This window comes from Streptomyces sp. NPDC030143, from assembly GCF_055573695.1.
In genome coordinates this window covers 434342-448699 of sequence record NZ_JBVIAY010000004.1, presented here as the reverse complement: position 1 = coordinate 448699, position 14358 = coordinate 434342, and the positions used below count along the sequence as shown (strand labels likewise).

Below are 14358 nucleotides of genomic sequence, written 5' to 3'. Positions count from 1 at the left end.
CCGATCAGGCGCTCATGGTGCGAGGACCCCTCAGACCCCACCGTCCAACGTCTGCCGCAGCTCCCCCCGCCGCCGTATCCCCAGCTTGCGGTAGGTGCTGGTCAGATGGGTCTCCACGGTGCGGCGGGCCAGGTGGAGGAGGTCGGCTATCTCCGTGTTGGTGCGTCCGTCGGCGGCGAGTTCGGCGATGCGGCGTTCGCTGTCGGTCAGAGCGGCGGTACCGGTGGTGGTCCGGCGGGCGCCCCCCGCGCGCAGGGCGTCCTCGGCGCGGGTGCGCAGGCGTACCGCGCCCAGGCGCGCCGCCCGTTCGGCGGCCTCCCGCAGACGGTCCCGGCCGCGGGCCCGCTCCCCGGCGAGCGTCAGCAGACGGCCGTGGGTGAGGAGGGCGGCGGCCAGTTCGGCGGCGGCCGGGGAGGCGCGCAGCACGTCCACCGCCTCTCCGGCCAGTTCGAGGCCGCGCCGGCCGCCCGTCGCCCGGGCGAGCACCCGCAGGGCCCGTCCGACCGTCCGCGGGGTGTTCCACACGCGGGCCAGCCGCAGTTCCTCCTCGGCGAGGGCCAGCGCCTCCCGGGGGCTGCCCAGGGCGAGCCGGGCCTGCGCGGCGGCCGTCCGCCACGGCGTGACGACCGGGCTGGCCACGGCCCGGGCCGTCTGACGCCGGCCGCACTCCAGGAAGTCGTGGAGGGCGCCGGTGGCGTCACCCTCGGCGCGGCGCAACACGCCCCGCGCATAGAGGAAACGGTTCAGCTCCCAGGAGTCCGGCGCCTCGCGCAGGTCGAACCCGGCCGCGAGCCGCCGCGCCTCGTCGTTGCGGCCGGTCTCGACGAGGGCGAGCACGGCGTGGGCGTCGGCGTTGGTGGGGCGGCCCGGGCGGGTGCCGTCCCGGCGCGGTGCGAGGAGGGCCGCGTAGTCGTCGCGGGCGGCGGCGATGTCGGTGCGGACGTCGCGCAGGGCCCGGGCCATCGGGTGCAGCAGGGACGGGCGCTGGCCGGCAAGGCCGCGTTCGACGAGCCGTTCCGCCTCGTCGAGCGCGTCGGCCCACTGGGCGACGGCGGCGGCCGTGCCCAGCAGGAAGGGCTCGGCGAGCGGGTCGGCGGGTTCGGTCAGCAGGGTCCGCAGCCGGGCCATCGCCGCCTCGGCGGACGTGGCGCCGGCGGTCGCCGCGTACCGCACGAGCAGTGCCCGGCCGGTGGCGCCGACGAGTTCCGGCGAGCGTTCGGCGGTGTCGGTCAGCCACCGGTAGGCCTCCCCGCGCACGGTCTGGTCCTGGTCGGACAGCAGCGCGGACGCCGTCTGCACGGTGCCGGCCAGCTCGGGGTGGCCGGCCAGCCGCACCTCCAGCCGGCGCAGCACCTCCACGGCCGTACGGACCTCACCGCGGCCGGCGAGGGCCGTGCCGAGCGCGATGGCGGTACGGACCTGGTCGCGGGGCTCGGCGGGCAGGTTCAGCGCCTCGGCGAGCCGGGGGATGCCCGCGAGGGCGTCGGCGGAGGCGTACTCCAGCGATCCCAGCTCGGTCAGCAGGCGTTGCCGCGCGTCGTCGACGAGGGGCTCGTTCAGGGCGCGCCGCAGGTAGGCGACGGCGTCGTCGGGGCGGCCGGCGCGGACGGCGACGGTGACGGCGTCGCGCAGGACGCGCTGCGCCCACGGCCGGCCGACGGCCGTACTGCCCAGCAACTGCCGGGCCACCGCCTCGACCCGGTCGCCGCGTCGCAGCATGGCCTCCGCGACCGCCCGGTGCGCCGCCTGCCGCTCCCCGGCCGGCCAGCCGCTGAGCACGGCGTCCCGCAGCAGCGGGTGCGCGAACCGGGGCCGGCCGTCCGCGTCCGGCCGCACCAGTCCGAGCCGCCCCATCGCGGTCAGCCACCCCGCCACCCGCGCGGGGTCGGCACCGGAGGCGTCGGCCAGGAGCGGGGCCACGGGGGCCGGAGTGATGGGCACGGTGACGGGGGTGGCCGGTGGCGGGCCCGGGTCGTGCCGGTCCGTCTCCTCCAGTGCCGCCAGCATCCGTGCGACCTGGGCCGTCGCCGGGCCCGTCGTGTCCAGCCACCATGAGAGCTTCGCCGGGTAGGCGCCCGGGTACAGGGCGGCGCAGGTGTGCGGTACGGGGCTCGGGGGCGGGGTGCCGTGGAGGTCCTCCAGGAGCGCGTGCAGCAGCAGCGGACTGCCCGCGCCGGCGCGGACGCAGTCCGCGATCCAGTCGGGCATCGCCGTGGGGAACGCGGCGCGGACCAGCGCGGCCGCGGCGTCGTCGGTGAGCGGGGCGAGGGTGTGGGTGCGGACGAGGGACGGGGACAGGGCCTGGGTGAGACCGGCCGGCTGGGGCGCGATGTCGTACTGACTGCGTTCGGTGACCACCACGAGCACCGGTAATCGGTCGACGCGGCGGGCGGACTCGACGAGCCAGCGGCGGGAGGCGTCGTCGGCGAGGTGGACGTCGTCGACCGCCACCAGCAGCGGGGTCTCGGCGGCGTAGGAGCGCAGCAGCCGCCACAGCCGGGCCGCGCTGCCGCGGTCGTCGCCGCCGGGTGCAACGTCCGCGAACTCCGGGACGGGACCGAGGAGATGGAGGACCGCGGAGAACGGCACGGCGGTGTCCTCGGGGGAGCAGCGGGCGCGCAGGACCCGCAGTCCGCCGGCGGCGGCGCGCGCGGCGGCGGCCTCCAGGACGGCGGAGCGGCCCGTGCCGGTGGCGCCGCGCAGCAGGACCAGCCGTCCGCTCCCCGCGCGGGCGCGTTCGGTCTCGGACGCGAGCAGCGCGAGCGCGTCGGCGCGTTCCAGCAGCGGTCCGGTCATCCGTGCCTCCGGTGATGATGGGTGTGGACGGGGTGGTGGTGTGCGTCGGGTCTGCGGGTGTCCACGGGTCCTGTGGTGTCGGTCGGGTCTGCGGTGTGCACGGGTCCTGGGACGTGGCGGTTCCTGGGGTGTGTCGGGTCCTGGGGGGTGCACGGGTCCTGGTGCCGGTCGGGTCTCTGCGGTGTCCGCCGGGTCAGCGGTGTCGACGGGGTCCTCGGTGTCACGGGTCCGGTGTCAACGTCGGCGGTGTCGACGGGGTGCGCGGTGTGAACGTCGTCCGAGGTGTCGACGGGGTCGTCGGTGCGGACGGGATCCACGGTGGTGACGGGGCACGCGGTATGGCCGGAACCCGCCGTGGCGAAGGGGCACGCGGTATGGCCGGAACCCGCGGTGGAGACGGGGCGTGCGGTGGCGACGGGGGGCGCGCTCCGGCGTCGACGCGCACGGCGTCGGCGGGAGGGGAGATGCGGGGCAGCGCGGACCCGCTGCCCGCTGTGGCGAGGCTCACTGCGCGCGGCCGACGTGCCAGCCGGCCCACGGAACCCTTCCTGACCTGCGACAACGCCCGCCGCAGCGGCTTCTCGTGGTACCCGCGGCCCTGGTCTCGTGGTACGCCTCGTGGTGCTCCACGATTGCGCCGGCCGCAGCGGCCACAGAAGTGTGGAAGCCGCCCTTCCGTCACCGGCCTGCGTCGGTCGGCGGGCCCGTGAACAGGGGAGAGACGGTTGCTCAGCGCATCCCGCACACCGAACAGCGCCGCTGGAACGGCCCGCCGCACGCCGGTGGCCGTGCAGGCCGGCGATCCCATCTCCCGCGAGGGCGCGGTCGGACAGCTGCGCTCACGCCCCGAGGTCGAGCTGCGCGAGGAGTCCGGCCCGGGCACGGTGGCCCTGCTGATCGAGGACACACTGGACGAGGCGGCGCTGGCCCGGCTGCGCCGGATCGTGCGCGGTGAGGGCGTGCGGGCGGTGCTGGTGGTGGGCACGATCCGCGAGAACGAACTGCTGGACGTCATCGAGTGCGGGGTCGGGGCGATCGTCTGGCGCCGCGAGGCGACCGCGCACCGGCTGGTGCAGGCCGTGCTGGCGGCCGCGCGGGGGGACGGCGACCTGCCCTCCGACCTGCTCGGCCGGCTCATCAGCCAGGTGGGCACGCTGCACCGGGGCGCGGCGAGCCGGCCCGGCGCCCCCTCGCTGGGACTCGCGCCCCGTGAGGTGGACGTCCTGCGGCTGGTCGCCGAGGGCCTCGACACCGGAGAGATCGCCAGCAAGCTGTCCTACTCCGAACGAACCGTCAAGAACGTGATGCACGGACTCACGACACGCCTGCATCTGCGCAACCGGGCGCACGCCGTGGCATATGCCCTCCGGGAAGGCTACATCTGACCGAACGGGCAATCGAAGGCGGACACGCGGGCAGCGTTCCTGCCCGGCCACCGACCCCGGCGCGCTCGCTGCCCCCGCCCACCGCACGGCACGATCAGAACCGGACAAGGGCCGTACGGGACACGACGGTCGAGGCGACCGAGGAGCGGCACGACGGTGATCCACGAGGTGGACGAGGTCCTCAAGGGCCTGCTCGGCGGGGGCGCCCTCACGGGCTCCGGCATCGACGTCTCCTTCGAGGCCCCGACCCGCGACTGGGCCGCCCGCCGCAACGCCCCCGTCGTCAACGCCTACCTGTACGACATCCGCGAGGACGTCAGCCGGCGCCAGCGCGGCCAGATGGCGGTGCGTGACGCCCGGGACGTCGTCGTACGGCGGCGCCAGCCCCCGCGCTGGTTCCGGCTGTCGTACCTGGTGACGGCGTGGACCCGGACCCCGCAGGACGAACACCGGCTGCTGTCGGCCGTGTTGGCGACCCTGCTGCCGCGCGAGCTGCTGCCCGCCGACGAATTCCCGGGGTCCCTCGGCGCCCTGGGCCTGGCGGTGCCGCTGACCGTGGCGGGACTGCACACCGAGTCGCGCTCCCTCGCCGAGATCTGGTCGGCGCTCGGCGGTGAACTCAAGCCGTCCCTGGACCTGGTGGTGACCGCGCCCTTTCCGGCCTACCCCGAGTACGACGCCGGGCCGCCCGTCACCGAGGGCGCGGTGGTCCGCGTCCACGGCCTGGACGACGACCCGCCGGCCTCCGCCGGACGCGCCCACCGCCCCCACCAGGTCGCGGCGGCCCGCGAGGCCCGGGAGCGCCGGTGACCGCCCCGGCCGTCACGCCCGCGCAGACCCGCCTCACCGCCCTGCTGGGGCATCTCGCCGCCCTGCGCGAGCACGTCGCCGCCCTCGTCGACCACCGCGGCGCCGCCGACCCGACGGCCACCGACCCGCTGCGCGGCCTCTACCTGTCCGAGACGGCGGTACGGCATCTGCTGGACCGGGCGCCGGACACGGCGTCCGCAGGTCTCCCGGTCACCGCCCCGCTCCTGCCCCGCCTCCCGCTCACCGACCTCGACAGCGCGATCCTCCTCGTCGCCCTCGCCCCCGACCTGGACCGCGCCTTCGAACCGCTCTACGGCTACCTCAACGACGACGTGAGCCGACGCCGGGCCACCGTCGGGCTCGCCCTCGACCTGTGCGGCGTCCCCGCGCACGACGTGCGGGCCCGCTCCCGCCTCCACGCCGCCGCGCCCCTGCAAGCCCTCGGCCTGCTGGAGGTGGAGGAGCCGGAACGGCCGTTCCTGTCGCGTTCGTTGCGGGTGCCGGACCGGGTGCTCGCGCACCTCCTCGGCGACGACACCCCGGACGCCGCCCTGCACGGCGGGCTGCTCCCCATGCCGGACCCCCTCCCCGGTGACGACGCCCGCTTCACCGACCGGCTCGCCGCCCGGCTCACCGCCGGGCCGTGCACCGCGTACCTGCGCGAACACCGCGAGGGTGACGGGCCGGCCGCGCTCGCCGCCGCCCTGGACACGGCCGGGCTCGGCGCGCTGCGGTTCACCGGCCCCGAGGACCACGTCCCCCACCTGCTGCGCGAGGCCCGCCTCACCGGACGGGCCGTCGTGCTGTCCGGGCTGCCCGAGCGGCCCGGCCCGCTGGTGCGGGCGCTGACCGCGGCGACGGACCTGACGGTGCTGCTGACCGACCCGCGCCCCTACGATCCCGACTGGTGCCCCCGCGACCCCCTCGTCCTGGACGCGCCGCGCCGCCGGGCGGGCGGGACGGATGCCTGGTCGGCGGCGCTGGGCGCACCGGCCGCCGGCTTCGACCTGGCCGGCGCCGTGGCGCCGTACCGGCTCGGCGGCGACCGGGTGGCCCGGGCCGCGCGGGCCGCCCTCGGCCTCGCCGCCTTCGAGGGCGGCCCGCTCACCGCGCACCACGTCCGGCTGGCCGCCCGCCAGCAGTCGGCGTCCGGCCTGGAACGGCACGCCCGCCGTATCCGGCCCGACGTCACCTGGGACGACCTGGTCCTGCCCGAACGGCCCCTCACCCAGCTGCGGGAGCTGGCCCTGCGCGCCCGCCACCGCGACCGCGTCCTCGGCGACTGGCGGCTGAGCGCCGGCGGCGGCCGGGGCCGGGGCGTGCTCGGCCTGTTCGCGGGCGAGTCCGGCACCGGCAAGACCCTGTCCGCGGAGGTCGTCGCCGCCGAACTCGGCCTGGACCTGTACGTCGTGCAGTTGTCGTCGGTCGTCGACAAGTACGTCGGCGAGACCGAGAAGAACCTCGAGCGCATCTTCACCGAGGCCGACCGCACCGACGCCGTCCTGCTCTTCGACGAGGCCGACGCCGTGTTCGGCAAGCGCTCCGAGGTCAAGGACTCCCACGACCGCTACGCCAACATGGAGAGCGCCTATCTGCTCCAGCGGCTGGAGTCCTTCGACGGCATCGCGCTGCTCACCACCAACCTGCGCGCCAACATCGACGAGGCGTTCACCCGCCGTCTGGACCTGGTGGTCGACTTCCCCTTCCCGGACGCCGAACAGCGTCTGGCGCTGTGGCGGCACGGGCTGACGCACCTGCCGTGCGCCGACGGCGTCGACCCGGCGCCGCTCGCCGGGGAGTTCGAGCTGGCCGGCGGGTCCATCCGCAGCGCGGTGGTCACCGCCGCCTACCTCGCCGCCGGGCGGGGCGAACCGGTCGGCGACCGGGACCTGCTGGAGGGGGCCCGCCGCGAGTACCGCAAGGCGGGCCGTCTGGTACCCGGAGAGGCCACCTGGTAGCGGCCTCGCCGGGACCCGCTCCGCCCGCCGCTACTCCACGCGCCACTTCTGATTCGGGGTCCCCGCGCAGGTCCACAGCTGGAGCCTGGCGCCGTTGCCGGTGCCGTTGTCCTTGACGTCGACGCACTTGTCGGCCTGCGGGTTGACCAGGTCGCCCTCACCGCTCAGCACGAACTGCTGGGCGGGGTTGCCGCTGCACCGCGCGAGCTGGATGACGGCGCCGTCCTCGCGTGATCCCCAGGCGACGTCCATGCACATGCCGAGCGAGCGGACCGTGCCGTCGCCCCGGAAGTCCCACTTCTGGTTGGCGGTGCCGGTGCAGTCCCGGATCTGGAGGGGGGTGCCGTCGCGGCCCTTGCCGTCCTGGGAGTCGGTGACGTCGACGCACCGGTCGGAGCCCCGGCCGATGATCAGCACGCCGGGTACCGGTCGCGGCTCGGCCTCGGGCGCCGCGCCCCCGCCGTCGTCCTCGTCCGGTTCCCCGCCGCCGCCCGACGTCGCCGCCCCGGTGGTACCGGAGCCGCCGCTGTCCTCCTTTGGCGGGGGCGGGGCGGGTACCGGCTGTTCGGGCAGCGCCTCGGCGGAGGCGTCGGTCTTCGGGGCGGACGGCGCGGAGACGACGGGACGGGGCAGCGCGGTGCTGCCGGCCTCCGCCAGCTTCTCGGAGGCACCACTGTTGACCTGCGGTTTGTATGCGATCCAGATCATCACGAACGCGATCGCCAGCGCCACCGTCACACTCAGGGCGGTCGCCAGCCAGCGCGGCAGGAACCCGCGCTGCACGAACGTCCCGTCCACGGTCAGCGGCACCACGCCCGAGCGCTGCACGGTCAGCGCGTAGGGCCGCTGTTCCTTCGACCCGAACCAGATGATCTGCCGGGGCCGCAGCGTCGCGTCGATGAACGCCGCCCGCCCCGGCTCGATCCGCACACTCCCCGGCCGGATCTCGTACGCCAGGTGGTCACCGGTGTCGGAGCCCGCGACGGACGCGGTCACCGGGGTGTTGCCGAGGTTGTCGACGGCGAGCCGGGGCCTGCCGCGGAAACGCCCCTTCACCGTGGGCGGCACCAGCTCCGCCCGCACCTCGGTGAACGGCGTCACCGTCACATTGCCCTCCGGCACCGTCACCGCGTCGGGATGCTCCGTCGGCGTGACACGGACCGCGTACGGGTTCGGGCCCGCCGTCGCGTCCGGCGTACGCGGCGGCGCGAACGACAGCTCCACCGTGCCCGTCGTACCGGGATACAACCGCAGGGTCGGCGGCTCCACCGTCGTCCACGGCGCCACACTCCCCACCGGCTCGAAGCGGTACTCGTCGACGACGTCACCGGTGTTGCGCACCCGCAGCCGCACGGTCGTGCTGCCGCCGGGGTCCACCGTCGCGGATGCCGGTTCCAGGGAAGTCCACAGAGTCACCTGTCGACGCTAAGACGGCGGGCGGCGGCCCGTCAGGAAGCCGCGGGGCACGACCGGTGCCCGAAGGGGTAGTCCCGGCGTGCCCTTTCCCCGCGGGCGCGGGCGGCTCACACCGTGAAGCGGACGGCCTCCAGTTGGTGCCGCTCCTCCATCGGGCTCCCGCCGTACATCCAGGCGCCCGGCTCGGTGCACCCGAGACCCATCCAGCCCTTGGTCGCGACGTTCGGGTTCTGGCAGACGGAGCCGTCCCGCACCTGGATCGTGTAGCCCTGGAGCGGCGAGACGGCCTCCTTGGAGGATCCGATGTACATGTCGATGCCGTCCGCCGCCGAGGACCACCGGTCCCCGGTCTTCCAGCCCTCGACCACGTGGGCCGCGTTGCCCGCCACGCCCTTCGTCCCCGCCACGGCGATGTTGAGGGCTTTGATGGGCAGGTCCTTGCCGACCGTGCCGGCCTCGGCGCCGTCGCACACCGGCTTCTGCCAGCCGCGGTCGGCGACATAGGCGCGATAGCAGATGTGGCGGCCCGCGCTGCGGGCGGCCAGTTGCTGCACGGCCGTCGCGGCGGTCTCCTCCCGCGGCTGCGGCTCCTTGCTCGCCCCACCGCCTCCGCCGCCACCGCCCCCGCCGGGGGCCTTCTCCGTCTCGGCCGGGAGGGGGACCTCCGGCTCGGCGGCCGCCTCCCGGCTCGGCGGCGGCGGAGCGCTCGGCGCCGCGGACGGGGTCGGCGGAGGCAGCGTGGAGACGTTCGCGTCCGCCGCCTTCTCCGAGGCCAGGCTGCGCACCTGCGGCCGGTAGGCCAGCCAGATCATCACGAACGCGATCGCCAGCGCCACCGTCACACTCAGGGCGGTCGCCAGCCAGCGCGGCAGTAACCCGCGCTGCACGAACGTCCCCTCCACCTCCAGCGGCACCGCCCCCGACCGCCGCACCGCCAGGCTGTAGGGCTGCTCCTCCTTCGACCCGAACCAGATGATCTGCCGGGGCCGCAGCGTCGCGTCGACGAACACCGCCCGCCCCGGCTCGATCCGCACACTCCCCGGCTGGATCTCGTACGACAGCCGGTCACCGGTGTCGCTTCCGCTCAGGGAGGCCGTCACCGGGGTGTTGCCGAGGTTGTCGACGGCGAGCCGGGGCCTGCCGCGGAAACGCCCCTTCACCGTGGGCGGCACCAGCTCGGCCCGCACCTCGGTGAACGGCGTCACCGTCACATTGCCCTCCGGCACCGTCACCGCGTCGGGATGCTCCGTCGGCGTGACACGGACCGCGTACGGGTTCGGGCCCGCCGTCGCGTCCGGCGTACGCGGCGGCGCGAACGACAGCTCCACCGTGCCCGTCGTACCGGGATACAACCGCAGGGTCGGCGGCTCCACCGTCGTCCACGGCGCCACACTCCCCACCGGCTCGAAGCGGTACTCGTCGACGACGTCACCGGTGTTGCGCACCCGCAGCCGCACCCGGGTGCGGGCACCGGGGTCCACGGTGGCGGAGGAGGGTTCGAGGGAGGTCCACAGGCTCACGCGCCCACGCTAGGGCGAGGGCGGCGGCCCGGGTCAGAGGCGCCGGGGCAGGGCCGCTGCCCGAACGTCCCCTCCCGCGCTGCCCCGGCCGTGTCCCCCGCACCGGCCTTCGGGCGCGCGGCCCGTCCCGCTCCGCGTGCTTGCCCCTGCGGGCAGGAACGTTGCCCCCGGTATGGCACCGGGGGCCGTTTCGGCGGACGCGCTGCGCGCGTGACGGTGAGAGACGTCCTGACGCGTACCCCGAGGAGAGCACAGCATGCCGTCCTACCTGTCGCCCGGCGTATACGTCGAGGAGGTGGCCAGCGGCTCGCGCCCGATCGAGGGGGTGGGCACCTCGGTCGCGGCCTTCGTCGGGCTCGCGCCCACCGGCCCGCTGAACGAGCCGACGCTGGTGACCAACTGGACCCAGTACGTGGCGGCGTTCGGTGACTTCACCGACGGGTACTACCTGGCGCACTCGGTCTACGGCTTCTTCAACAACGGCGGTTCGGCGGCGTACGTCGTCCGGGTGGGCGGCTCCCCGGCGGGTGCGGCCGGCGAGGCGGGCGAGGGCGCACCCGCGGGCTCCCCGGCGGCCGTGACCGGTTCCGGCGCGGCGCCCGCCGCGCTGCCGGCCGGCGAGCCCGCGCAGCTCGGCACGTTCACCGTCACGGCCACCGCGCCCGGGCCCCACGGCGGCGCGCTGAGCGTGGAGGTCGCCGACGCGGAGGGCGAGGGCCCCGCCGAACGCTTCCGGCTGATCGTCAAGGACGGCGACCGGGCCGTCGAGACGTTCGACGTGACCGCGAAGAAGGGCAACCGCTCCTACGTCGTCACCCAGGTCAAGGAGCGCTCGAAGCTCGTCACGGTCGCGGAGGCCGCGCCGTCCGCGCAGCTGGCCCGCCCCGACAACCAGACGGTGGCGCTGGCCGCGCCGCCCGCCGCCCCCGCCGCCCCCGCGGCCGAGGAGCGGTCCGGGCAGGCCGGTCCGGCGCAGTACCTCGGCGACAGCGCCGACCGCACCGGTTTCGGCGGCCTGGAAGCGGTCGACGAGATCTCCATGGTCGCCGTGCCCGACCTGATGGCCGCCTACCAGCGCGGCGCGATCGACCTGGAGGCCGTGAAGGCGGTCCAGCTCGGGCTGATCGCGCACTGCGAGCTGATGGGCGACCGCGTCGCGATCATCGACCCGCCGCCCGGCCTGAACGCCCGCCAGATCCGCGTCTGGCGGCAGGAGACGGCCGGCTACGACTCCAAGTACGCGGCGCTCTACTACCCGTGGATCAAGTCCTTCGACCCGGCGACCGGCCAGGCCCGGCTGGTCCCGCCGAGCGGTCACGTCGCCGGCGTCTGGGCCCGCAACGACGCCGAGCGCGGCGTGCACAAGGCCCCGGCCAACGAGGTCGTGCGCGGCGCGGTGGACCTGGAGATCCAGATCACCCGCGGGGAGCAGGACCTGCTCAACCCGATCGGCGTGAACTGCATCCGGGCGTTCCCCGGCCGCGGCATCCGCGTCTGGGGCGCCCGCACGCTGTCGTCGGACCCGGCGTGGCGCTACCTCAACGTCCGCCGGTACTTCAACTACCTGGAGGAGTCGATCCTGATCGGCACCCAGTGGGTGGTGTTCGAGCCGAACGACCACGCGCTGTGGGCGCGCATCCGGCGCAACGTCTCGGCGTTCCTCGTCAACGAGTGGCGCAGCGGCGCCCTGTTCGGCGCCCGGCCCGAGGACGCCTACTACGTCAAGTGCGACGAGGAGACCAACCCCGCGGAGTCGGTCGACGTCGGCCGGGTCGTCTGCGAGATCGGCATCGCACCGGTCAAGCCCGCCGAGTTCGTGATCTTCCGACTGGCGCAGTTCTCCAGCGGCAGCGGGGAGCTGGAGGAGTAGCCACGCCTGCTCCCGTACCCCTGTCGTCAACATCCTCAGAAGGAAAGCCAGATGAGTCTCCAGCCGGGTGACGCCCTCACTTCGCACAACTTCGGGCTCCAGATCGACGGCGTGATGGTCGAGTACCTCGCCGAGGTCAGCGGCCTCAGCCTCGAACAGGACGTCATCGAGTACCAGCAGGTCTCCGCGCAGGGCAAGCCGGTCACGAAGAAGCTGCCGGGCGTGAAGAAGGCCGGCACCTGCACGGTCGTCCGCGGCATGACGCAGTCCGCGGCCTTCAACCAGTGGATCACCGAGTCGATCAACGGCGTCATGGGCAGCGCCCGCAAGAACGCCACGATCATGGTGATGGACTACCAGAACAACCCGGTCAAGCGGTACAACATGCGCAACGCCTGGTGCAGCAAGATCGACACCAGCACGGTGAAGGCGGGCGAAGCGTCCGCGCTGACCGAGACGGTGACGATCACGTTCGAAGAACTGGTCATCGAGTAATGCGGCGTACGGCCGTGCGGGTGCCGGCGCCGACGGGCGAGGAGCAGGGCCACGCCCCGCTCGCGCCCACGGCCCCGGCGCCCGCGCCCGTCCAGCGACGGTTGCAGACGGAGTTCCCCTTCGAACTGCCGCGCGGTTACGTCGACGAGGCGGGCACCGTCCACCGCGACGGCGTGATGCGGCTGGCGACGGCGCGGGACGAACTCGTCCCCCTGCGCGACATCCGCGTCCAGGAGAACCCGGCGTACCTGTCGGTGGTCCTGCTGGGCCGGGTCATCACCCGGCTGGGCACGCTGCCGCTCGTCCACGACGGGATCGTGGAGAACATGTTCGCCTCCGACCTGGCGTTCCTCCAGGACTTCTACCGGCAGGTCAACGCGGAGGGACACACCCGGGCGACCGTGGAGTGCCCCCACTGCGCGGAGCCCTTCGAGGTCGAACTCGGCGGGAGCCGCCTGGGGGAATCGTGACGTACGCGACCGACCGGCTGCACGAGGAGATCGCGTACGTCGCCTTCCACTTCCACTGGAGCCAGGAGGAGATCCTGGACCTGGAACACCACGACCGCCGCCGCTACACGGACCGGATCACCCACCTGGTGACGCGCGCTTCAGGGGCGGAGGGCTGAGACATGGGGTTCCTGGATCGTCTGCGACGCCGGACGGGGCCGGAGGGCGCGGCGGGCGCGGGCACGGCGGTGACGCCGACGAGTGGCGACACGGCGGTTTCGGCGGGTGCCGACATGGTGGTGGCGTCGGCCGGTGGAGGCAGGGCCGGCGGGCCGGCCGGGGAGCCGGCCGGTGGCGCCGAGGCGGTGCGTCCGCGAAGGGCCGCCGCCTGGCCCGCGTTGCCGCCGCTCCAGCGGGCTGCGGCGGACCGGGGCCCCGCGGGCGTCGCCGATCCCGGATTCGGCGACCGTCTGGCCACCTGGCAGAACCCGTCCTTCACGGTCACCGCCTCGCCCGCGGTCCTGAACGGCGCGTCGGGCGCCCTGCTGGGACACCTGGGGCTCACGCCGGGGGCCCGGACGGAACACCCGGCAGCGGCGGTGCCGGTCCAGCGGGTGCCGGTGGGGGAGGCGCCGGGGCCGGGGGTGGCGGCACCGCCGGCAACAGGGGCCGGGGCCGCCGGGCCCGTCGTACCCGCGCCGTCCGCCGCACCCGCCGTCCACGCCCTGCCCGTCGTCCCCGTCTCGTCCGTCGAGCCCGCCCCCGTGGTGCGGCAGCCGTCGACGCGGGGCGTCCGTGTGCACCCGGCGCCGCCGCGCCCGGCGACGGCTCCGACTGCCCTGACGAAGTCGTCCACCGCCCCGGTGCAACGACGCAGCCTGCCCGCCCGGGTCCCGGCGACGCGGACTCAGACCCCCGCGGCCACCGGCGAGCGCGCGGAGCCGGCCCGCGAGGAGCCGGCCCACGAGGAGCCGCACGGAGAGCCGGCGACCGCCGGGACGACGCCCGCTGCCCGCCCTGCGTCGGCCGCGGCCCCGGCCGCTCCGGCGTCCGGCGAGGTCGCACCGGTCGTGCAGCGGGCGCAGACGGATCCCGTGCCGCGCGTCTCGCAAGCTGAGCTCCCGGTACGCGGCCAAGACCCCGCCATGGCCCCGCCCACCGGTACGGCCCCCGGTCCAGGGCAGATCGACGTTCCGGATACGGCGGACGACCGTCACTCCGCGCCCTCGCGCCCGTCGGCGCCGGACAGCGGCCCCGCCGTCCGGCGAGCGCCCAGGGACCGTACGGCGTCACCGTCCCCCACGGCACCCGCCCGGCCCGCAGCACCTCCGGCCCTGCGGCCCGGCACCGAGGTGCGGAGGGCGCACCCGCTCCCCGCCCCCACGCCGACCCAGCCGCCGGTTCACAAGCCCCCGGCCGACCGCCCCGCGCCACGGCCCCAGGACAGGCCGTCGACCACCACCCCGGACCGGGCCACGGAAGCGGCCCCGAGCCCGCAGACAGACACCGACGTCCAGCGCTCACCCGCACGCCCCACACCGACCGCAACACCCACGAACGGACCGTCGACCACCACCCCGGACCGGGCCACGGAAGCGGCCCCGAGCCCGCAGACAGACACCGACGTCCAGCGCTCACCCGCACGCCCCACACCGACCG

10 protein-coding genes are annotated in these 14358 nt (G+C 75.3%); 7 read left to right on the top strand and 3 right to left on the bottom strand.

Annotation, left to right across the window (positions count from 1 at the left end; translation table 11 throughout):
* Positions 1-30: 30 nt before the first annotated feature.
* Complete coding sequence (locus ACZ4YY_RS10430; RefSeq protein WP_468286406.1) at positions 31-2796, bottom strand: AAA family ATPase; 2766 nt, start codon at positions 2794-2796, stop codon at positions 31-33.
* A 725-nt stretch (positions 2797-3521) separates the two neighbouring features.
* Between ACZ4YY_RS10430 and ACZ4YY_RS10425 the strand changes: the two genes are divergently transcribed.
* From ACZ4YY_RS10425 to ACZ4YY_RS10415, 3 genes are all read left to right on the top strand, one after another.
* A complete protein-coding gene (locus tag ACZ4YY_RS10425; RefSeq protein ID WP_468286404.1) occupies positions 3522-4181 on the top strand; it encodes a helix-turn-helix transcriptional regulator in 660 nt (219 codons plus the stop codon).
* Between the two features lie 156 nt (positions 4182-4337).
* Positions 4338-4991, top strand: a complete 654-nt coding sequence (locus ACZ4YY_RS10420; RefSeq protein WP_468286401.1) for a Pvc16 family protein — start codon at positions 4338-4340, stop codon at positions 4989-4991.
* Positions 4988-6949, top strand: a complete 1962-nt coding sequence (locus ACZ4YY_RS10415) for an ATP-binding protein (protein WP_468286398.1) — start codon at positions 4988-4990, stop codon at positions 6947-6949. Before ACZ4YY_RS10420 ends, ACZ4YY_RS10415 begins: the two co-directional genes overlap by 4 nt.
* A 30-nt stretch (positions 6950-6979) precedes the next feature.
* Here the strand turns inward: ACZ4YY_RS10415 and ACZ4YY_RS10410 are convergent, their stop codons facing one another.
* Together ACZ4YY_RS10410 and ACZ4YY_RS10405 are read right to left on the bottom strand one after the other, a co-directional pair.
* On the bottom strand, positions 6980-8365 hold the full coding sequence (locus ACZ4YY_RS10410) for a ricin-type beta-trefoil lectin domain protein (RefSeq protein ID WP_468286395.1): 1386 nt from the start codon (positions 8363-8365) through the stop codon (positions 6980-6982).
* 107 nt (positions 8366-8472) lie between these two features.
* On the bottom strand, positions 8473-9885 hold the full coding sequence (locus ACZ4YY_RS10405) for a hydrolase (protein WP_468286392.1): 1413 nt from the start codon (positions 9883-9885) through the stop codon (positions 8473-8475).
* Positions 9886-10141: 256 nt separating this feature from the next.
* On the opposite strand from ACZ4YY_RS10405, the gene ACZ4YY_RS10400 reads away from it, so the two are divergent.
* The 4 genes from ACZ4YY_RS10400 to ACZ4YY_RS10385 are packed head-to-tail and all read left to right on the top strand — an operon-like array spanning position 10142 to position 12878.
* Positions 10142-11755, top strand: a complete 1614-nt coding sequence (locus ACZ4YY_RS10400; RefSeq protein WP_468286389.1) for a phage tail sheath family protein — start codon at positions 10142-10144, stop codon at positions 11753-11755.
* Between the two features lie 51 nt (positions 11756-11806).
* Entirely contained in the window at positions 11807-12250 is a 444-nt protein-coding gene (locus ACZ4YY_RS10395; protein WP_189291008.1) for a phage tail protein, read from the top strand.
* Positions 12250-12720 (top strand): hypothetical protein, encoded by a 471-nt coding sequence (locus ACZ4YY_RS10390; protein WP_468286385.1) that lies wholly within the window; start codon positions 12250-12252, stop codon positions 12718-12720. Before ACZ4YY_RS10395 ends, ACZ4YY_RS10390 begins: the two co-directional genes overlap by 1 nt.
* Positions 12717-12878 (top strand): DUF6760 family protein, encoded by a 162-nt coding sequence (locus tag ACZ4YY_RS10385; RefSeq protein WP_468286382.1) that lies wholly within the window; start codon positions 12717-12719, stop codon positions 12876-12878. Before ACZ4YY_RS10390 ends, ACZ4YY_RS10385 begins: the two co-directional genes overlap by 4 nt.
* Positions 12879-14358: the final 1480 nt, after the last annotated feature.

What these genes read in the sequence shown, in the direction of transcription:
- ACZ4YY_RS10390 (WP_468286385.1), top strand. Translation starts at nt 12,250, where the DNA reads ATGCGGCGTACGGCCGTGCGGGTGCCGGCGCCGACGGGCGAGGAGCAG.
- ACZ4YY_RS10430 (WP_468286406.1), bottom strand. Translation starts at nt 2,796, where the DNA reads ATGACCGGACCGCTGCTGGAACGCGCCGACGCGCTCGCGCTGCTCGCG.
- ACZ4YY_RS10400 (WP_468286389.1), top strand. Translation starts at nt 10,142, where the DNA reads ATGCCGTCCTACCTGTCGCCCGGCGTATACGTCGAGGAGGTGGCCAGC.
- ACZ4YY_RS10395 (WP_189291008.1), top strand. Translation starts at nt 11,807, where the DNA reads ATGAGTCTCCAGCCGGGTGACGCCCTCACTTCGCACAACTTCGGGCTC.